General features: G+C 56.7%; 14 protein-coding genes, 2 tRNA genes and 2 rRNA genes. 8 read left to right on the forward strand and 10 right to left on the reverse strand.

Annotated features, from left to right (window positions below; all coding sequences use genetic code 11):
* Positions 1 to 223: 223 nt before the first annotated feature.
* Complete coding sequence (locus QU606_RS03260; RefSeq protein WP_005792019.1) at positions 224 to 646, forward strand: OsmC family protein; 423 nt, start codon at positions 224 to 226, stop codon at positions 644 to 646.
* A 51-nt stretch (positions 647 to 697) separates the two neighbouring features.
* On the opposite strand, the gene coq7 is transcribed toward QU606_RS03260, so the two are convergent.
* The 6 genes from coq7 to hemJ form a co-directional block, all read right to left on the reverse strand.
* Complete coding sequence (gene coq7, locus QU606_RS03265; RefSeq protein WP_024077695.1) at positions 698 to 1345, reverse strand: 2-polyprenyl-3-methyl-6-methoxy-1,4-benzoquinone monooxygenase; 648 nt, start codon at positions 1343 to 1345, stop codon at positions 698 to 700.
* Between the two features lie 118 nt (positions 1346 to 1463).
* On the reverse strand, positions 1464 to 1802 hold the full coding sequence (locus QU606_RS03270; protein WP_024077694.1) for a histidine triad nucleotide-binding protein: 339 nt from the start codon (positions 1800 to 1802) through the stop codon (positions 1464 to 1466).
* 45 nt (positions 1803 to 1847) lie between these two features.
* Positions 1848 to 2636, reverse strand: a complete 789-nt coding sequence (locus tag QU606_RS03275; RefSeq protein ID WP_024077693.1) for an SDR family oxidoreductase — start codon at positions 2634 to 2636, stop codon at positions 1848 to 1850.
* A 59-nt stretch (positions 2637 to 2695) separates the two neighbouring features.
* Entirely contained in the window at positions 2696 to 3658 is a 963-nt protein-coding gene (locus QU606_RS03280; RefSeq protein WP_024077692.1) for a DUF805 domain-containing protein, read from the reverse strand.
* 71 nt (positions 3659 to 3729) lie between these two features.
* Positions 3730 to 4692 carry a nitronate monooxygenase family protein gene (locus tag QU606_RS03285; RefSeq protein WP_024077691.1) on the reverse strand — a complete coding sequence of 321 codons (963 nt, stop codon included), beginning with the start codon at positions 4690 to 4692 and terminating at the stop codon, positions 3730 to 3732.
* A 25-nt stretch (positions 4693 to 4717) separates the two neighbouring features.
* On the reverse strand, positions 4718 to 5146 hold the full coding sequence (hemJ, locus tag QU606_RS03290; RefSeq protein ID WP_024077690.1) for a protoporphyrinogen oxidase HemJ: 429 nt from the start codon (positions 5144 to 5146) through the stop codon (positions 4718 to 4720).
* Positions 5147 to 5282: 136 nt separating this feature from the next.
* On the opposite strand from hemJ, the gene argC reads away from it, so the two are divergent.
* A complete protein-coding gene (gene argC / locus QU606_RS03295; protein WP_024077689.1) occupies positions 5283 to 6317 on the forward strand; it encodes an N-acetyl-gamma-glutamyl-phosphate reductase in 1035 nt (344 codons plus the stop codon).
* Between the two features lie 165 nt (positions 6318 to 6482).
* A complete protein-coding gene (erpA, locus tag QU606_RS03300; RefSeq protein ID WP_003176443.1) occupies positions 6483 to 6833 on the forward strand; it encodes an iron-sulfur cluster insertion protein ErpA in 351 nt (116 codons plus the stop codon).
* 78 nt (positions 6834 to 6911) lie between these two features.
* On the opposite strand, the gene QU606_RS03305 is transcribed toward erpA, so the two are convergent.
* Both QU606_RS03305 and QU606_RS03310 read right to left on the reverse strand, forming a co-directional pair.
* Complete coding sequence (locus tag QU606_RS03305) at positions 6912 to 8003, reverse strand: anhydro-N-acetylmuramic acid kinase (RefSeq protein WP_150054584.1); 1092 nt, start codon at positions 8001 to 8003, stop codon at positions 6912 to 6914.
* A 3-nt stretch (positions 8004 to 8006) separates the two neighbouring features.
* On the reverse strand, positions 8007 to 9425 hold the full coding sequence (locus QU606_RS03310; protein ID WP_024077687.1) for a peptidoglycan DD-metalloendopeptidase family protein: 1419 nt from the start codon (positions 9423 to 9425) through the stop codon (positions 8007 to 8009).
* 209 nt (positions 9426 to 9634) lie between these two features.
* On the opposite strand from QU606_RS03310, the gene tyrS reads away from it, so the two are divergent.
* The 5 genes from tyrS to QU606_RS03335 all read left to right on the forward strand — a co-directional run bounded on the left by tyrS (position 9635) and on the right by QU606_RS03335 (position 16328).
* Entirely contained in the window at positions 9635 to 10834 is a 1200-nt protein-coding gene (gene tyrS, locus QU606_RS03315; RefSeq protein WP_024077686.1) for a tyrosine--tRNA ligase, read from the forward strand.
* A 552-nt stretch (positions 10835 to 11386) separates the two neighbouring features.
* Positions 11387 to 12923 (forward strand): 16S ribosomal RNA (locus QU606_RS03320).
* Positions 12924 to 13006: 83 nt separating this feature from the next.
* Positions 13007 to 13083: transfer RNA gene (locus tag QU606_RS03325), tRNA-Ile, on the forward strand.
* Between the two features lie 30 nt (positions 13084 to 13113).
* A tRNA-Ala gene (locus tag QU606_RS03330) sits at positions 13114 to 13189 on the forward strand.
* Positions 13190 to 13436: 247 nt separating this feature from the next.
* A 23S ribosomal RNA gene (locus tag QU606_RS03335) occupies positions 13437 to 16328 on the forward strand.
* The 16S and 23S rRNA genes sit together here with 2 tRNA genes alongside, the layout of an rRNA operon.
* Positions 16329 to 16564: 236 nt before the next feature.
* Here QU606_RS03335 and QU606_RS03340 read toward each other — a convergent pair.
* Together QU606_RS03340 and QU606_RS03345 are read right to left on the reverse strand one after the other, a co-directional pair.
* Positions 16565 to 18058 (reverse strand): CoA-acylating methylmalonate-semialdehyde dehydrogenase, encoded by a 1494-nt coding sequence (locus tag QU606_RS03340; RefSeq protein WP_069075173.1) that lies wholly within the window; start codon positions 18056 to 18058, stop codon positions 16565 to 16567.
* Between the two features lie 39 nt (positions 18059 to 18097).
* Positions 18098 to 19447 carry an aspartate aminotransferase family protein gene (locus QU606_RS03345; protein ID WP_003188272.1) on the reverse strand — a complete coding sequence of 450 codons (1350 nt, stop codon included), beginning with the start codon at positions 19445 to 19447 and terminating at the stop codon, positions 18098 to 18100.
* Positions 19448 to 19516: the final 69 nt, after the last annotated feature.

The following is a 19516-nucleotide window of genomic DNA, read 5'->3' on the forward strand; positions in this document are numbered from 1 at the left end:
AGGTGATTTGGAGTTGTTGTATTCAGCGGTATCGGCATTGATACACGTTGTATGAAGGGTGGCAATACGCCATCGATTTAGCGCCAGCTTAACAGACGCTTTCTGACTCGATTAGCGAATTTACCGAGCGCGGCCGGTTGTTGATCCGCTTTCATGGGAAACGCTGTGGTTGCAAGCCCCTGTGCTAAGCTGGCGACCCTTTTTTAGCAGTGGAGTCTGGGCGATGAAGGCACGCATCCAATGGGCGGGCGAAGCCATGTTCCTCGGTGAGTCGGGCAGTGGCCATGTCGTGGTCATGGACGGCCCACCGGAAGCCGGTGGCCGTAACCTGGGCGTACGCCCCATGGAAATGCTCCTGCTTGGCGTGGGCGGTTGCAGTAATTTCGACGTGGTCAGCATCCTGAAAAAGTCCCGCCAGGCCGTTGAAAGCTGTGAAGCCTTCCTGGAAGCCGAACGCGCCACTGAAGACCCGAAGGTTTTTACCAAGATCCATATGCATTTTGTGGTCAAGGGGCGGGCGTTGAAGGAGGCTCAGGTCAAGCGAGCCATTGAACTGTCGGCCGAGAAGTACTGCTCGGCATCGATCATGCTCGGTGCTGCCGGCGTGGCCATCACTCATGATTACGAAATCATCGAGTTGGGCTGATCGCCGTAACGGCAAAAAGAAGGGCGCTTTGAAAGCGCCCTTTTTTTCGGCCTAGATTCGGTAGGTGCTTTTGGTCATGACCTTGGCCAGCAGGCTCATACCAAACCTCACCGGCGCGGGGAAGCGGAAGCCACCGGCATCCAGGGCACTTTGCGCATGGTGTTCTTCATCGGTGCGCATTTGCTCAAGAATCGCTCGGGATTTTTCGTCTTCGGCCGGCAGTTGTTCCAGGTGCTCATCAAGGTGCTTGCAAACTTGATGTTCTGTCGCTGCGACAAAACCGAGGCTGACTTTATCGCTGATCAGGCCGGCGGCAGCGCCAATTCCGAACGACAGGCCATAAAACAGCGGGTTCAGTACGCTGGGGTGGCTACCGAGTTGGCGAATACGTTGCTCGCACCAGGCCAGGTGGTCGATTTCCTCCTCGGCCGCATGCTCCATGGCTGCGCGCACTTGCGGCAGCTTGGCGGTCAGGGCCTGGCCCTGGTACAGCGCCTGGGCACAGACTTCACCGGTATGGTTGATGCGCATCAGGCCGGCGACGTGGCGGGTGTCGGTCTCGCTCATCTGCGCGTCGGGTTGCACGATGGCCGGCGACGGGCGGTACGGTGCGCCGCTGAAGGGCAACAGTGTGCGCATGGCCGTATCGGCTTGCAGCAACAGACGGTCAATCGGCGAGTAGTGACGTTGGGTAGTCATGCTGACCTCCGGGAAGAATCTCGGCGGCCAGTTTACCGCAAGAGAGGGCGAAGCGTTTGCGTTGAGTCAAGGGCATGGGGTCGCACGCGCTGGGCTGCGACCCTTCGATCGTGGGGTATCAGCCCGGCGGCCAGTTCATCTGGCGCTGACCCAGTACGTGCATATGGATGTGGTAAACGGTCTGTCCACCTTCTTCATTGCAGTTCATCACTACCCGGAAACCTTTCTCGCAGCCCAGTTCCAAGGCCAGGCGCTGGGCGGTAAACAGAATATGGCCAGCCAGGGCTTTGTCGTCTTCGCCCAGGTCATTCAGGGTGCGGATGGGTTTCTTCGGGATTACCAGGAAATGTACCGGCGCCTGTGGGGCGATATCGTGGAAGGCGAGGACCTGGTCATCTTCGTAGATGATCTTCGCGGGTATTTCTCTGTTGATGATTTTGGTGAACAGAGTATCCACAGCTGTTTCTCCATATGAATGTGCAGGGTGAGTGTACTCAGGCGGTCAGCGTGGGCAATAGGCCTTGTTGATCGCGCCGGCAATCTTGCGGGTCAGCCAGCGTGGGCTGAAGCGCGGGCTGAAGGCCAGCCAGCGGTTGCGCCGTCCGGGAATGATGATGGCTTTGTTCTTTTCCAGTGCGCGTACGGTGTAGAGGGCCACTTCTTCCGGGCTCATCAGCTGCTGGCTGCGATCGAGCTTGGCAGTGTCCATTTGCGCGGTGCCGAAGAACGCCGTGCGTGTCGGGCCGGGGCATAACACCGAGACCTTGATGCCACAGGTCTTCAATTCTTCGCGCAAACCTTCGGAAAAATGCAGCACATACGCCTTGCTGGCGTAATAGCTGCTCATCCACGGGCCGGGCTGGAACGCCGCAACCGAGGCGACATTGAGAATCTGCCCGCCGCCTTGCAACGCCATGGCATTGCCAAGGGCGTGACACATGCGCGTCAGTGCGAGGATGTTGACTTCGATCAGGTCCTGCTCGGTCATCCAGTCCTGGGCCAGGAACGGTCCGCTGGTGCCGATGCCGGCGCAGTTAACCAGCAAGTCGATCTGCCGTTCGCCTTCTTCAAGTTCCAGCAGGAACCCGGACAAGCGCAGTGGCTCGCCCAAGTCGCAGGCACGAAACAGCACCTCGACGCCAAAGCGTTGAGTCAATTCGATTGCAATGCTTTCCAACTGATCACGCTGGCGGGCCACCAGAATCAAGCTGCGGCCGCGACGGGCCAGTGCTTCGGCCAAGGCCAGGCCGATGCCGCTGGAGGCGCCGGTGATCAGAGCGTAACGGGTCATGCCTTTCTCCATCGCAACGCCGCCGAGCCTGTGACAGAGGACAGGCGGCGGGCGTTTCTTCACTGTTCTGGAGAGTCTACAGGTTCGGCCGCTTCGTCAGCACTTTGCACGTCTTCTTCATCGACGATCACGCTTTGATCGGCGTCGTCATCGGAGGTGAGGGAACTGCTTTCGTAGCTGCTGTCCACGTTGGCTTCGAGCTGGTTCAGGTAGCCATTCATCCCCAGGGTCACCACGACGATGAGCACCAATGGGATAAACGCCAGCCATAGGGAGGCCAGCACTTTCACCGCCGTGGAGTTGCGCGGAGGTGGCGCGCCGTACTGGTTGGCGCCGGCGTTACCGGGCAGTACCAACAGCAGAAGCGGGAAGACGCTGTTCACCAGCGGAACCAGGTTCAGCAGGTACAACCAGCCGGACCAGCCCAGGTCGTGCAGGCGTTGCACGCCGATTTGCACGCTCACGACGACAAGCGCAACAAACAGCGCAAACCCCAGCAGCGAGCCGAGAATAACGGCGATCGTTGGCGAAGCGGTCGCGATCGCGAAGCCCACGGTACTGAGGATGCCTGCTGCTACGAGCATCGCAACCGTCAGCACCAGCGTCCAGGCCAGATAGCGCAGGCGGCCGATGCGCCCATTGATGGTGAAGACCTTGAGGCTGGAATACTCCGGCAAGTCATCACCTACGGCAGCGCGTGGTGGAGCGTAGGGCGAAGCGGCAGGTCGGGAGAAGTCCGTAGCGCCCGAATCCGTCTCGTGAGTTTCAGCCAAGCTGAAGGCTACAGGCTGCTCGGCTTCGATGCGCGCATCGATGCCGGCGTTGTGCAGTGCAGTCAGGTAGGTTTCTGCGTCAGGCCGGGAAAGGTCGCGTTTCAACGCAACCGGGCGGCCGGTAAAAAGCTTCTCGATGGCCTCGACGTCGCTTTTGAACAGCTCGGCGAGGTTGAGTTTTGCCGTGGTGCTTTCGACACCTGGGAGCAAGGCTCCGTCAAACACGATCTTGAAACGGTTGTCGCTCATGCAGGCATCCTTGTCACTTAATCAGGGAGGGTGGGGCAAGCCTGCTTCGATTGGCAGGCCTGACAATTGGGTCAGCGTGGCCAGCGCAGTTGTGCCGCCTGCTCGCGCGCCTTGCGGTATTCGGCATCCAGGCGGGCAACGAGTTCATCGACGCTGGGTAAATCATCAATATCTCCGACGCCCTGGCCGGCGGACCACACGGTCTTCCAGGCCTTGGCCTCATCGCTCAACGGCTTGAGCTTGGAACCGAAGTTGACTTCGCCTTTGCCTTGCAGGGCAGCGAGGTCGAAACCGGCATTTTCCAGGCTCTGGCGCATAAAGCTGGCGGGGACGCCCGAGACCGCAGGAGTGTGCACGATGTCGGCGGCGCGCGCTGTGAGCAGCATCTCTTTATAAGCATCCGGGGCGTGGCTTTCGGTCGTGCCGATAAAGCGTGTGCCGAAATACGCCAGGTCGGCCCCCAGCACCTGGGCGGCAAGAATTTCGTGCCCGTGGTTGAGGCAACCTGCCAGCAACAGGGTTTTATCGAAGAACTGGCGGATTTCGGCGATCAGGGCGAACGGGCTCCAGGTCCCGGCATGGCCCCCGGCGCCCGCAGCGACTGCGATCAAACCATCGACACCGGCCTCCGCGGCTTTCTCCGCATGGCGCCGCGTGGTGACATCGTGAAAGACCAGGCCGCCGTAGCTGTGCACGGCATCCACCAGTTCCTTCACGGCGCCCAGGCTGGTGATCACGATCGGGACCTTGTGTTCCACGCAGATCGCCAAGTCAGCCTGCAACCGTGGGTTGCTGTTGTGCACGATAAGGTTCACGGCGTAGGGCGCGGGGTTGTCCAACGGAGCCAGGCCCGCTTCGATTTCCTCCAGCCAGGCCTTGAAACCACTGCTTTCACGCTGGTTGAGCGCCGGGAAACTCCCGACCACTCCGTTGCGACAGCACGCCAGGACCAGTTGCGGGTTGGAAATCAGGAACATCGGCGCAGCCACCACGGGCAGGCGAAGACGTTGTTCAAGCAGAGCGGGCAGCGACATTGGAGGTACCCCGAGTCATTAGAAGTTAGAACGGTTTGACCACGACCAAAATTACGATAGCCAGCAATATCAGAACCGGGACTTCATTGAACCAGCGATAAAAGACATGGCTGCGGGTGTTTTCGCCACGGGCAAAGCGCTTTACCTGCGCGCCGCACATATGGTGATAGCCGATAAGGAGCACGACCAGGGTCAGCTTGGCATGGATCCAGGCACCCATCTGGAAGATGGCGGGGTTGAGCGCGATCAGCCAGATGCCGAACACAAGGGTGGCGACCATCGCGGGCCCCATGATGCCGCGATACAGCTTGCGCTCCATGACACTGAAGCGTTCCTTGCTGACCGTATCCTCGCTTTGCGCGTGGTAGACGAACAGGCGCGGCAGGTAGAACAGCCCGGCAAACCAGCACACGATGGCGACGATATGGAAGGCTTTGACCCATAGATAAAGCATTTTTAGTTATTCCCAGGTTCACGGTAGCTGAAGATAGTAGTGGCTCATGCGTCCTTACGTCACCTTGGCGGTTGTCGCAGAACGATGCGGCCCCTATTATCGACGGCTTTCCAGTGGGTTCGTTGAGGGCAGGTTTATGGTCAAGGTCGGTATCGTCGGCGGCACGGGTTACACCGGTGTCGAATTGCTGCGTCTGTTGGCTCAGCATCCGCAGGCAGAGGTGGTGGTCATCACTTCCCGATCCGAGGCCGGCCTGGCCGTGGCCGATATGTACCCCAACCTGCGAGGCCACTATGACGGCCTGGCGTTCAGTGTGCCGGACATCAAGACCCTGGGGGCCTGTGACGTAGTGTTCTTTGCTACGCCTCACGGTGTCGCCCATGCCCTGGCCGGTGAATTACTGGCGGCGGGCACCAAGGTCATCGACCTGTCGGCGGATTTCCGTCTGCAGGACGCCGATGAGTGGGCCAAGTGGTACGGCCAGCCGCACGGTGCGCCAGAACTGTTGGAAGAGGCGGTGTACGGCCTGCCGGAAGTCAATCGCGAGCAGATCAAGCAGGCGCGCCTGATCGCCGTGCCGGGTTGCTATCCCACTGCGACCCAACTGGGCTTCCTGCCATTGCTGGAAGCAGGCTTGGCCGATGCTTCGCGCCTGATCGCGGACTGCAAGTCAGGTGTCAGCGGTGCAGGCCGGGGTGCGGCGGTAGGTTCGCTGTATTCCGAGACGTCGGAAAGCATGAAGGCCTATGCGGTCAAGGGGCATCGCCACTTGCCGGAGATCCGCCAGGGGTTGCGTCGTGCCGCGGGCAAGGAGGTGGGCTTGACCTTCGTTCCGCATTTGACGCCGATGATCCGTGGTATTCACTCCACGCTGTACGCGACTGTCGTCGATCGCTCGGTGGATCTGCAGGCATTGTTTGAAAAACGTTATGCCAACGAGCCGTTCGTCGATGTAATGCCGGCTGGCAGTCACCCGGAAACTCGCAGCGTGCGCGGCGCCAATGTGTGCCGTATCGCGGTGCATCGTCCGCAGGATGGCGACTTGGTGGTAGTACTGTCCGTGATCGATAATCTGGTCAAGGGTGCGTCGGGCCAGGCTGTACAGAACATGAACATCCTGTTCGGCCTGGATGAGAAGCTGGGCCTGTCCCATGCGGGCATGCTGCCTTAGGGTTTCCCCGTTATTGCGCAAAAGGCCCGATCATCGGGCCTTTTGTGTTTTTAATGGCGGCTACGCAGATTGATATACCGTAACAATAGTTGACCGCTTTTCTAGGAGAAGCGGATAATACCGGCCATTACGCATATGGCGGCGCTACGCCGGGAGATTATCAGCATGAGCGTTGAATCCTTCACCCCCACGGCTTTGCAATTCACCCACGGTGCTGCGCACAAGGTGAAGAGCCTGGTCGATGAAGAGGGTAATGATCGCTTGAAGCTGCGCGTATTCGTTACGGGCGGCGGTTGTTCAGGGTTTCAGTACGGTTTTACCTTCGATGAAGATGTGGCCGATGACGATACCATCGTCGAGCGCGAGGGCGTCAGCCTGGTCGTAGACCCTATGAGTTTCCAATACCTGGCAGGTGCCGAGGTGGATTATCAGGAAGGTCTCGAGGGGTCGCGTTTCGTGATAAAGAACCCTAACGCCACCACCACCTGTGGTTGCGGGTCTTCGTTCTCGATCTGATCGATGGCGGATACAAAAACGCCGCTTGGCTTTGATCGGTCAAGCGGCGTTTTGCTGTCTGCAGATCCTGGAGGGCTGTCAGGCGGGGTAGATCGCGCCCAGTACCCGAAGACCGCGTGCGCCGGTGACGCTGGGGCGGTTGGCAGCAATGCCTTCCAGGCAGCAATGGGCCAGCCAGGCAAAGGCCATGGCTTCTACCCAATCAGGATCTACGCCGTAGGTGGCGGTGCTGCTGACTTGGGTCGCCGGCAGTAGCGCGGCCAGGCGGCTCATCAACGTAACGTTATGGGCGCCGCCGCCACAGACCAGTAGGGTTTCGGTCTGGTGTTGTGCGGTTTGCAGGGATTTGACGATGGTCAGGGCGGTCAGCTCCAGCAGCGTGGCTTGTACGTCCTGGGGAGCAAATGCTGGCAACCCCGCCAGATGTCGTTGCAGCCACTCGCGATTGAACACTTCGCGTCCGGTGCTTTTTGGGCCCTGTGTGACAAAGAAGGGGTCGCTGAGCAGGGTGTTGAGTAACTGCGATTCGACTTTACCGCCGGCCGCCCACCGGCCGTCACGATCAAAGTGCTCGCCGCGCTGCTGGTGAATCCAGGTGTCCAGCAGAACGTTGCCGGGGCCGCAGTCGAAGCCGGCTACAGGCTTGCCGGTCTCGATCAGGCTAAGGTTGCTGAAACCGCCGATATTCAGGACGGCGTGATTGCCGCTGCGTTCGCCAAACAACGCTTCATGAAAGGCGGGTACCAATGGTGCGCCCTGGCCACCAGCGGCCACGTCGCGGCTGCGGAAGTCGCTGACCACAGTGATGCCTGTCAGCTCGGTGAGCAGGGCAGGGTTACCGATCTGTACGGTAAAGCCTCGGGTGGGTTCATGGCGGATGGTTTGCCCGTGGCTACCGATCGCGCGAATGTCTTGGGGCTTGAGAGCTTGCTGCTCCAGTAAGGCATGAATGCCTTGGGCAGCCACTGTCACCCAATGCTGCTGGGCAATTGCCGAGCGAGCGATTTCATCTGGGCCGCTGGCGCACAGGCTGAGCAGCTCGGCGCGCAGGCTGCCTGGCATGGGGATGTAGTGAGTGGCGATCAGCTTGATCGCCGAGCTTTGTTCGATCAGGGCTATATCCAGACCGTCGAGGCTGGTGCCAGACATCACCCCTATATAGAGCGCCATGTCTTAACGCTTCGCCGAAGCCAGCAGGGTGGAGCGCTCCTGATCCATGCGCGCCATCAGCGGCTGGCTCTGTTGCATGAAGCGCGCACGCTCGGCCTTGGCGATGGGGTCGGCCATGGGTAGCTTTTGGCCCAATGGATCGACGTGTACGCCATTGACTTGGAACTCATAATGCAAGTGCGGTCCGGTAGACAGGCCGGTAGTGCCGATATAACCAATCACCTGGCCTTGCTTCACGGTGCCGCCCGTCTGCACGCCCTTGGCGAACCCTTGCATGTGGCCATAAAGGGTACGGTAGGTGTTGCCGTGCTGGATGATCACGGTATTGCCGTAGCCTCCGCGACGACCGGCCAGCAGCACCTTGCCGTCACCGGCGGCCTTGATTGGCGTACCACGAGGGGCGGCATAGTCGACGCCTTTGTGGGCGCGGATTTTGTTCAGAATTGGATGCTTGCGGCCCATGGAGAATCGCGAGCTAATACGAGCGAAGTCGACAGGCGTGCGGATAAACGCCTTACGCATGCTGTTGCCATCGGCGGTGTAGTAGCTGCTGTTGCCTTGCTTGTTGGTGTAGCGAACTGCGGTATAGGTCTTGCCGCGGTTGGTGAAGCGTGCGGAGAGAATATTGCCGGTGCCGACCACTTTACCGTTGGCGACCTTCTGCTCGTAGATCACGTCGAATTCATCGCCTTGGCGGATGTCCTGGGCGAAGTCGATGTCGTATCCAAATACGCTGGCCATGTCCATGGTCATGCTATGGGACAGGCCGGCGCGTGCAGCGGACTGCGACAAGGAGCTGTTGATCACGCCGTGTACATAAGCAGAGCGCATCACCGGCTTGGTGGTGACACGATTGAAGGCAAAGCCCTTGGCGCCCTTGGTCAGGGTGATGCTTTCGAGGTCGCTGATGTTGCTGTGCAGGTTATTCAACTGGCCATCTGGGGTCAGTTCGAACTCAAGCTTCTGCCCGTGCTTGAGTTGGGTGAATTGCTTGGCCTGTTTGTCACTGGCCAGTACTTCATTAACCGTGGCGGCGGGCAGGCCGACCTTTTCGAACAGGGTCGACAACGTATCGCCTTTTGCCACGATGACTTCGCGGTGTTGCGGATTCTTGGCGACATCTGCTGCCGGGGCAGGTGCTGGTTTGGCTGCTTGCTGGGTGTCTTCTGGGCTGCTTTCTATCTGGGCGAACGGTGATTCAGTAGCGGTAGTTGTGGCTTGCTGTGCGTCGGAAGCGTCTTGATCTTGTGTCAGTTGCTCAACCGGGCTTTCCAGGTCAAGGCTCAGGGATGTTCGTTTGGCCTCTACATCACTGGAAGGGAATACCAGGAGCGCCAGGCTGAGAAGGGCGGCGATACCACTTGCTGCGAGCAGGTGGGTCTTCGGGTAAAGCGGCGGCGCTTTAGACGGTTCAGTGGTCATAGGTAATTTTGACTTTGAAGATGAAATGGAAAAGATGAATGACATGATGAAGATGAAATAACTGTATAAAATATAACCAAATCATCTGTGGTGCAAGCTCGCGAATGCTGTGCTTGCTGAACGGTGTCCGTGCGCAGGGCAAAACTTGTAATTAGTCCCTGATCTTGTATGGTTGGTTCCCTTTTGAATCTGAGCCTTGCGGGTCTGTTATGAAGTCGGTTGAAGAGCAGCTAGCGCTGATAAAACGTGGTGCGGAAGAACTGTTGGTCGAGTCTGAGCTGATCGAAAAGCTCAAGCGCGGCCAGCCCCTGCGTATCAAGGCCGGCTTTGATCCGACGGCGCCGGATCTGCACCTTGGGCATACCGTGCTTATAAACAAGCTGCGTCAGTTCCAGGAACTGGGGCATCAGGTCATCTTCCTTATAGGTGACTTCACCGGGATGATCGGCGATCCGAGTGGCAAGAGCGCAACGCGTCCGCCACTGACTCGTGAGCAGGTTCTCGATAATGCCGAGACCTACAAGACCCAGGTGTTCAAGATTCTCGATCCTGCCAAGACCGAGGTGGCCTTTAACTCCACATGGATGGATCAGATGGGGCCGGCCGACTTTATTCGCCTGACGTCCCAATACACCGTGGCGCGCATGCTTGAGCGAGATGACTTCGACAAGCGCTACTCCACCAACCAGCCTATCGCGATTCATGAGTTCCTCTACCCGTTGGTGCAAGGGTATGACTCGGTGGCTTTGCGTGCCGACGTTGAGTTGGGTGGTACCGATCAGAAGTTCAATCTGTTGATGGGGCGCGAGTTGCAGCGTGCATATGGGCAGGAAGCCCAATGCATTCTGACCATGCCGTTGCTGGAAGGCTTGGATGGCGTCAAGAAGATGTCCAAGTCGCTGGGTAACTATGTGGGTATCCAGGAGGCGCCAGGCGTGATGTATGGCAAGCTGGTTTCTATCCCGGATGCGCTGATGTGGCGTTACTTCGAGTTGTTGAGCTTTCGTTCTATGGATGAAATCAACGCGCTGCGTGCTGAGGTCGAGGCGGGTGCTAATCCGCGCGACGTGAAGATCAAGCTGGCCGAAGAGATCGTTGCGCGTTTCCATGGTGAGGAGGCAGCTGCCAGTGCTCACCGTGCGGCAGGCAATCGCATGAGAGATGGCGAGCTGCCGGATGATTTGCCGGAGATCGAGTTGGTAGCTGCAGAGGCGATGCCGATCGCGGCTGTCCTTAATAAGGCGGGGCTGGTGAAGAACTCGGCGGTTGCGCGTGACCTTCTGGGTTCGGGTGGTGTGCGTATAGATGGTGAGGTGGTTGATCGCACCTTTATATATGAGCTGGGTGCTACCCATGTTTGCCAGGCTGGGAAGAAGGCATTTGCGCGTATTACGCTTAAATCCGAATAAGTCTGAAATTAAGTGTTGACGGCGTTTTATATCTGTCTATAATTCGCCCCACTTCCGGCGCAGTCGAAACGGAAAACTCCTTGGTAAACAAAGAGTTACGCAAGATTCGACAGCGACCCGCTTCAGTTCATCGAAGCCCAGAAGGAGTTGGTAGAGCAGTGTCGTTTGGCTCTATTAACGTTTCGATCCTCTCGGTCGAAAGCGGAGAAAAAGAGGTGTTGACAGCAGCGTGTAACGCTGTAGAATTCGCCTCCCGCTAACGAGAGATCGGAAGCGCAAGTGGTTGAAGTTACAAAGGAAACTTTGAAAACTTCTGAAAATAATCACTTGACAGCAAATGAGGCTGCTGTAGAATGCGCGCCTCGGTTGAGACGAAAGATCTTAACCAACCGCTCTTTAACAACTGAATCAAGCAATTCGTGTGGGTGCTTGTGGAGTCAGACTGATAGTCAACAAGATTATCAGCATCACAAGTTACTCCGCGAGAAATCAAAGATGTAACCAACGATTGCTGAGCCAAGTTTAGGGTTTCTTAAAAACCCAAAGATGTTTGAACTGAAGAGTTTGATCATGGCTCAGATTGAACGCTGGCGGCAGGCCTAACACATGCAAGTCGAGCGGTAGAGAGAAGCTTGCTTCTCTTGAGAGCGGCGGACGGGTGAGTAATGCCTAGGAATCTGCCTGGTAGTGGGGGATAACGTTCGGAAACGGACGCTAATACCGCATACGTCCTACGGGAGAAAGCAGGGGACCTTCGGGCCTTGCGCTATCAGATGAGCCTAGGTCGGATTAGCTAGTTGGTGAGGTAATGGCTCACCAAGGCGACGATCCGTAACTGGTCTGAGAGGATGATCAGTCACACTGGAACTGAGACACGGTCCAGACTCCTACGGGAGGCAGCAGTGGGGAATATTGGACAATGGGCGAAAGCCTGATCCAGCCATGCCGCGTGTGTGAAGAAGGTCTTCGGATTGTAAAGCACTTTAAGTTGGGAGGAAGGGCAGTTACCTAATACGTGATTGTTTTGACGTTACCGACAGAATAAGCACCGGCTAACTCTGTGCCAGCAGCCGCGGTAATACAGAGGGTGCAAGCGTTAATCGGAATTACTGGGCGTAAAGCGCGCGTAGGTGGTTAGTTAAGTTGGATGTGAAATCCCCGGGCTCAACCTGGGAACTGCATTCAAAACTGACTGACTAGAGTATGGTAGAGGGTGGTGGAATTTCCTGTGTAGCGGTGAAATGCGTAGATATAGGAAGGAACACCAGTGGCGAAGGCGACCACCTGGACTGATACTGACACTGAGGTGCGAAAGCGTGGGGAGCAAACAGGATTAGATACCCTGGTAGTCCACGCCGTAAACGATGTCAACTAGCCGTTGGGAGCCTTGAGCTCTTAGTGGCGCAGCTAACGCATTAAGTTGACCGCCTGGGGAGTACGGCCGCAAGGTTAAAACTCAAATGAATTGACGGGGGCCCGCACAAGCGGTGGAGCATGTGGTTTAATTCGAAGCAACGCGAAGAACCTTACCAGGCCTTGACATCCAATGAACTTTCTAGAGATAGATTGGTGCCTTCGGGAACATTGAGACAGGTGCTGCATGGCTGTCGTCAGCTCGTGTCGTGAGATGTTGGGTTAAGTCCCGTAACGAGCGCAACCCTTGTCCTTAGTTACCAGCACGTTATGGTGGGCACTCTAAGGAGACTGCCGGTGACAAACCGGAGGAAGGTGGGGATGACGTCAAGTCATCATGGCCCTTACGGCCTGGGCTACACACGTGCTACAATGGTCGGTACAGAGGGTTGCCAAGCCGCGAGGTGGAGCTAATCCCATAAAACCGATCGTAGTCCGGATCGCAGTCTGCAACTCGACTGCGTGAAGTCGGAATCGCTAGTAATCGCGAATCAGAATGTCGCGGTGAATACGTTCCCGGGCCTTGTACACACCGCCCGTCACACCATGGGAGTGGGTTGCACCAGAAGTAGCTAGTCTAACCTTCGGGGGGACGGTTACCACGGTGTGATTCATGACTGGGGTGAAGTCGTAACAAGGTAGCCGTAGGGGAACCTGCGGCTGGATCACCTCCTTAATCGACGACATCAGCTGCTCCATAAGTTCCCACACGAATTGCTTGATTCATTGAAGAAGACGATAAAGAAGCAGCCCGAAATTGGGTCTGTAGCTCAGTTGGTTAGAGCGCACCCCTGATAAGGGTGAGGTCGGCAGTTCGAATCTGCCCAGACCCACCAATTTTGTGTGGGAAACGCCTGTAGAAATACGGGGCCATAGCTCAGCTGGGAGAGCGCCTGCCTTGCACGCAGGAGGTCAACGGTTCGATCCCGTTTGGCTCCACCACTACTGCTTCTAGACGTTGAAAGCTTAGAAATGAGCATTCCATCACTGCGATGGTGAATGTTGATTTCTAGTCTTTGATTAGATCGTTCTTTAAAAATTTGGGTATGTGATAGAAAGATAGACTGAACGTTACTTTCACTGGTAACGGATCAGGCTAAGGTAAAATTTGTGAGTTCTCTTAGTTGAGAAATTCGAATTTTCGGCGAATGTCGTCTTCACAGTATAACCAGATTGCTTGGGGTTATATGGTCAAGTGAAGAAGCGCATACGGTGGATGCCTTGGCAGTCAGAGGCGATGAAAGACGTGGTAGCCTGCGAAAAGCTTCGGGGAGTCGGCAAACAGACTTTGATCCGGAGATGTCTGAATGGGGGAACCCAGCCATCATAAGATGGTTACCTTACACTGAATACATAGGTGTAAGGGGCGAACCAGGGGAACTGAAACATCTAAGTACCCTGAGGAAAAGAAATCAACCGAGATTCCCTTAGTAGTGGCGAGCGAACGGGGACTAGCCCTTAAGTGGCTTTGAGATTAGCGGAACGCTCTGGAAAGTGCGGCCATAGTGGGTGATAGCCCTGTACGCGAAAATCTCTTAGTCATGAAATCGAGTAGGACGGAGCACGAGAAACTTTGTCTGAATATGGGGGGACCATCCTCCAAGGCTAAATACTACTGACTGACCGATAGTGAACTAGTACCGTGAGGGAAAGGCGAAAAGAACCCCGGAGAGGGGAGTGAAATAGATCCTGAAACCGTATGCGTACAAGCAGTGGGAGCCCACTTTGTTGGGTGACTGCGTACCTTTTGTATAATGGGTCAGCGACTTATTTTCAGTGGCGAGCTTAACCGAATAGGGGAGGCGTAGCGAAAGCGAGTCTTAATAGGGCGTCTAGTCGCTGGGAATAGACCCGAAACCGGGCGATCTATCCATGGGCAGGTTGAAGGTTGGGTAACACTAACTGGAGGACCGAACCGACTACCGTTGAAAAGTTAGCGGATGACCTGTGGATCGGAGTGAAAGGCTAATCAAGCTCGGAGATAGCTGGTTCTCCTCGAAAGCTATTTAGGTAGCGCCTCATGTATCACTGTAGGGGGTAGAGCACTGTTTCGGCTAGGGGGTCATCCCGACTTACCAAACCGATGCAAACTCCGAATACCTACAAGTGCCGAGCATGGGAGACACACGGCGGGTGCTAACGTCCGTCGTGAAAAGGGAAACAACCCAGACCGTCAGCTAAGGTCCCAAAGTTATGGTTAAGTGGGAAACGATGTGGGAAGGCTTAGACAGCTAGGAGGTTGGCTTAGAAGCAGCCACCCTTTAAAGAAAGCGTAATAGCTCACTAGTCGAGTCGGCCTGCGCGGAAGATGTAACGGGGCTCAAACCATACACCGAAGCTACGGGTATCACGTAAGTGATGCGGTAGAGGAGCGTTCTGTAAGCCTGTGAAGGTGAGTTGAGAAGCTTGCTGGAGGTATCAGAAGTGCGAATGCTGACATGAGTAACGACAATGGGTGTGAAAAACACCCACGCCGAAAGACCAAGGTTTCCTGCGCAACGTTAATCGACGCAGGGTTAGTCGGTCCCTAAGGCGAGGCTGAAAAGCGTAGTCGATGGAAAACAGGTTAATATTCCTGTACTTCTGGTTATTGCGATGGAGGGACGGAGAAGGCTAGGCCAGCTTGGCGTTGGTTGTCCAAGTTTAAGGTGGTAGGCTGAGATCTTAGGTAAATCCGGGATCTTAAGGCCGAGAGCTGATGACGAGTTGTCTTTTAGATGACGAAGTGGTTGATGCCATGCTTCCAAGAAAAGCTTCTAAGCTTCAGGTAACCAGGAACCGTACCCCAAACCGACACAGGTGGTTGGGTAGAGAATACCAAGGCGCTTGAGAGAACTCGGGTGAAGGAACTAGGCAAAATGGCACCGTAACTTCGGGAGAAGGTGCGCCGGTGAGGGTGAAGGACTTGCTCCGTAAGCCCATGCCGGTCGAAGATACCAGGCCGCTGCGACTGTTTATTAAAAACACAGCACTCTGCAAACACGAAAGTGGACGTATAGGGTGTGACGCCTGCCCGGTGCCGGAAGGTTAATTGATGGGGTTAGCTAACGCGAAGCTCTTGATCGAAGCCCCGGTAAACGGCGGCCGTAACTATAACGGTCCTAAGGTAGCGAAATTCCTTGTCGGGTAAGTTCCGACCTGCACGAATGGCGTAACGATGGCGGCGCTGTCTCCACCCGAGACTCAGTGAAATTGAAATCGCTGTGAAGATGCAGTGTATCCGCGGCTAGACGGAAAGACCCCGTGAACCTTTACTATAGCTTTGCACTGGACTTTGAATTTGCTTGTGTAGGATAGGTGGGAGGCTTTGAAGCGTGGACGCCAGTTCGCGTGGAGCCAACCTTGAAATACCACCCTGGCAACTTTGAGGTTCTAACTCAGGTCCGTTATCCGGATCGAGGACAGTGTATGGTGGGTAGTTTGACTGGGGCGGTCTCCTCCTAAAGAGTAACGGAGGAGTACGAAGGTGCGCTCAGACCGGTCGGAAATCGGTCGTAGAGTATAAAGGCAAAAGCGCGCTTGACTGCGAGACAGACACGTCGAGCAGGTACGAAAGTAGGTCTTAGTGATCCGGTGGTTCTGTATGGAAGGGCCATCGCTCAACGGATAAAAGGTACTCCGGGGATAACAGGCTGATACCGCCCAAGAGTTCATATCGACGGCGGTGTTTGGCACCTCGATGTCGGCTCATCACATCCTGGGGCTGAAGCCGGTCCCAAGGGTATGGCTGTTCGCCATTTAAAGTGGTACGCGAGCTGGGTTTAGAACGTCGTGAGACAGTTCGGTCCCTATCTGCCGTGGACGTTTGAGATTTGAGAGGGGCTGCTCCTAGTACGAGAGGACCGGAGTGGACGAACCTCTGGTGTTCCGGTTGTCACGCCAGTGGCATTGCCGGGTAGCTATGTTCGGAATAGATAACCGCTGAAAGCATCTAAGCGGGAAACTAGCCTCAAGATGAGATCTCACTGGGACCTTGAGTCCCCTGAAGGGCCGTCGAAGACTACGACGTTGATAGGTTGGGTGTGTAAGCGCTGTGAGGCGTTGAGCTAACCAATACTAATTGCCCGTGAGGCTTGACCATATAACACCCAAGCAATTTGCTGACCTGAAAAGGCACCAGATTGCGGTGTGTGAAGACGAAACGAACCGAAAGTTCGAAGTTCACAAAACACCGAAAGCTATCACATACCCAATTTGCTGAAGCGAGGCCAGCTGGCCACGACTCAGTACCCACCTATTTTCATATTTCTGTCATATCGATCAAAAAAGCCTCAAATACACAAAAGCCGGCCCCAAGGGGCCGGCTTTCAACGCTTATTACAAGCTAGGAAACGCAAACTGCGACGCTTCATGACTGGCCCGTTGCGGCCAACGCTGGGTAATCGCCTTGCGACGTGTGTAGAAACGCACCCCATCCGGACCATAAGCATGCAAGTCACCGAACAGCGAACGCTTCCAACCACCAAAGCTGTGATACGCCACCGGCACCGGCAGTGGCACGTTCACGCCGACCATCCCCACTTCAATCTCGTCACAGAACAGACGCGCCGCCTCCCCATCACGGGTGAAGATGCAGGTACCGTTGCCGTACTCGTGATCGTTAATCAGCTGCATCGCAGCTTCCAGGCTATTCACCCGAACCACGCACAGCACCGGCCCGAAGATCTCTTCTTTATAGATACGCATCTCGGGCGTCACGCGATCGAACAAACTGCCGCCCAGGAAGAACCCCTCTTCATGCCCGGCAACACTCAAGCCACGACCATCAACTACCAGTTCAGCGCCCGCAGCCACACCGTCTTCTATATAGCCACTGACCTTATCCCGCGCCTGCCCTGTCACCAGCGGCCCCATATCCAGCCCGCAGGAGGTGCCCGCACCGATCTTCAGCGCCTTGACCTGCGGCACCAGCTTGGCGATCAATGCATCCGCCACCTGGTCACCCACGCACACGGCCACCGAGATCGCCATGCAACGTTCACCGCACGAACCATAGGCCGCCCCCATCAAGGCACTGACCGCATTATCCAGGTCCGCATCCGGCATCAGCACCGCATGGTTCTTCGCCCCGCCCAGTGCCTGCACGCGTTTGCCACGTTTGGTCGCTTCGGCATAGATGTACTCGGCAATCGGTGTCGAGCCGACGAAGCTCAGCGCCTTGACTTCCGGCGCCTCGATCAACGCATCCACCGCGCCCTTGTCACCGTGCACCACGCTCAGCACACCTTTAGGCAGGCCAGCCTCCTGCAACAGTTGCGCGATCAGCAACGTCGAGCTTGGATCACGCTCCGACGGCTTGAGGATGAAGCAGTTGCCGCAAACGATCGCCAGCGGATACATCCACAGTGGCACCATCGCCGGGAAGTTGAACGGTGTAATGCCTGCCACCACGCCCAACGGCTGGAAATCCGACCAGGCATCAATGTTCGGCCCGACATTGCGGCTGTACTCGCCCTTGAGAATCTCCGGCGCCGAGCACGCGTACTCCACGTTCTCGATCCCACGCTTCAACTCACCGGCGGCGTCTTCCAGCGTCTTGCCATGCTCTTCGCTGATCAACTGCGAGATACGTGCTTCGTTCTGCTCCAGCAATTGCTTGAAACGAAACATCACCTGGGCACGCTTGGCCGCTGGCGTATTCCTCCAGGCCGGAAATGCTGCCTTGGCCGAATCGATTGCGCTCTGAATAGTCTCGCGGCTGGCCAACGGCACCTGGTGAATCACCTGGCCAGTGGACGGGTTGTACACATCGGCAGTGCGACCGGTCTCGCTGACCAACTGGCCATTGATCAAATGCTGGATAAGGCTCATGCAGGGCTCCTGAAAAGTTGTTCTATATAGAAGGAGAAATCAGTCGATCTTGTTCAGCACTTCGCCGACCGCATCAAACAGACGATCCAGGTCCTGCGGCTTGCTGTTGAAGGTTGGCCCAAACTGCAGGGTGTCCCCACCAAAGCGCACGTAGAAGCCGGCTTTCCACAAAGCCATGCCGGCCTCGAAGGGACGCACGATCGCATCACCATCACGCGGGGCAATCTGGATCGCACCGGCCAGGCCGTAGTTACGAATGTCGATTACGTTCTTGCTGCCCTTCAAGCCGTGCAGCGCATTCTCAAAGTGTGGCGCGACTTCGGCCACGCTCTGCACCAGGTTTTCCTTCTGCAGTAGATCCAGTGCCGCCAAGCCAGCGGCACAGGCCACCGGGTGCGCCGAATAGGTGTAGCCGTGGGGGAACTCCACTGCGTACTCCGGCGTCGCCTGGTTCATGAAGGTCTGGTAGATCTCGCTGCTGGCAATCACTGCGCCCATCGGGATCGCGCCGTTGGTGACTTGCTTGGCGATGCACATCAAGTCCGGGGTCACGCCGAAGCTGTCCGCGCCGAACATCGAGCCGGTACGGCCAAAACCGGTGATCACTTCATCGAATACCAACAGGATGTTGTGCTGGTCGCAGATTTCACGCAGGCGCTTGAGATAACCCTGTGGCGGCACCAGCACGCCAGCGGAACCGGCCATTGGCTCGACAAACACTGCCGCGATGTTCGACGCGTCATGCAATTCGATCAGCTTGAGCAGCTCATCGGCCAAGGCGATACCGCCCTGCTCCGGCATGCCGCGGGAAAAGGCATTGCTGGCCAGCAAGGTGTGAGGCAGATGGTCGACATCCATCATCGCCTGGCCAAACAGCTTACGGTTGCCGTTGACGCCGCCCAGGCTGGTACCGGCGATGTTCACACCGTGATAACCACGGGCACGCCCAATCATCTTGGTCTTGGTCGCCTGGCCTTTCAGGCGCCAATAGGCACGCACCATTTTCACCGCCGTGTCGGCGCACTCGGAGCCGGAGTCAGTGAAGAACACATGGTTCAGGTTGCCTGGGGTCAGGTCGGTGATCTTTTCCGCCAATTGGAAGGACAACGGATGACCGTATTGAAAGCCCGGCGAGTAATCCAGGGTACCCAGTTGCTTGGCGACGGCTTCCTGGATCTCCTTGCGCGTATGCCCGGCGCCGCAGGTCCACAGCCCCGACAACGAATCGTAAACCTTGCGCCCCTTGTCATCGGTCAACCAGCTGCCTTCGGCGGCCACGATCAGGCGCGGGTCGCGCTGGAAGTTACGGTTGGCGGTGTAAGGCATCCAGTGCGCGTCCAACTTCAGTTGGCTGGCCAGGGACGATGGGGCGTTTTCGGGCATGTTCATCAGCAAAACCTCGCAGGGCAACAGGCAGCGTCGGGATTGAAAAAGCGTTGTTGCAGCTAAATTGCCACG

The organism is Pseudomonas sp. OVF7, from assembly GCF_030644265.1.
GTDB classification, from domain to species: domain Bacteria; phylum Pseudomonadota; class Gammaproteobacteria; order Pseudomonadales; family Pseudomonadaceae; genus Aquipseudomonas; species Aquipseudomonas gorinensis.

Excerpts from the sequence above, each read along its gene's own strand:
- QU606_RS03260 (WP_005792019.1), top strand. The coding sequence starts at position 224 with ATGAAGGCACGCATCCAATGGGCGGGCGAAGCCATGTTCCTCGGTGAG.
- coq7 (WP_024077695.1), bottom strand. The coding sequence starts at position 1,345 with ATGACTACCCAACGTCACTACTCGCCGATTGACCGTCTGTTGCTGCAA.
- QU606_RS03275 (WP_024077693.1), bottom strand. The coding sequence starts at position 2,636 with ATGACCCGTTACGCTCTGATCACCGGCGCCTCCAGCGGCATCGGCCTG.
- QU606_RS03280 (WP_024077692.1), bottom strand. The coding sequence starts at position 3,658 with ATGAGCGACAACCGTTTCAAGATCGTGTTTGACGGAGCCTTGCTCCCA.
- QU606_RS03285 (WP_024077691.1), bottom strand. The coding sequence starts at position 4,692 with ATGTCGCTGCCCGCTCTGCTTGAACAACGTCTTCGCCTGCCCGTGGTG.
- hemJ (WP_024077690.1), bottom strand. The coding sequence starts at position 5,146 with ATGCTTTATCTATGGGTCAAAGCCTTCCATATCGTCGCCATCGTGTGC.
- argC (WP_024077689.1), top strand. The coding sequence starts at position 5,283 with ATGGTCAAGGTCGGTATCGTCGGCGGCACGGGTTACACCGGTGTCGAA.
- erpA (WP_003176443.1), top strand. The coding sequence starts at position 6,483 with ATGAGCGTTGAATCCTTCACCCCCACGGCTTTGCAATTCACCCACGGT.
- QU606_RS03305 (WP_150054584.1), bottom strand. The coding sequence starts at position 8,003 with ATGGCGCTCTATATAGGGGTGATGTCTGGCACCAGCCTCGACGGTCTG.
- QU606_RS03310 (WP_024077687.1), bottom strand. The coding sequence starts at position 9,425 with ATGACCACTGAACCGTCTAAAGCGCCGCCGCTTTACCCGAAGACCCAC.
- tyrS (WP_024077686.1), top strand. The coding sequence starts at position 9,635 with ATGAAGTCGGTTGAAGAGCAGCTAGCGCTGATAAAACGTGGTGCGGAA.
- QU606_RS03340 (WP_069075173.1), bottom strand. The coding sequence starts at position 18,058 with ATGAGCCTTATCCAGCATTTGATCAATGGCCAGTTGGTCAGCGAGACC.
- QU606_RS03345 (WP_003188272.1), bottom strand. The coding sequence starts at position 19,447 with ATGAACATGCCCGAAAACGCCCCATCGTCCCTGGCCAGCCAACTGAAG.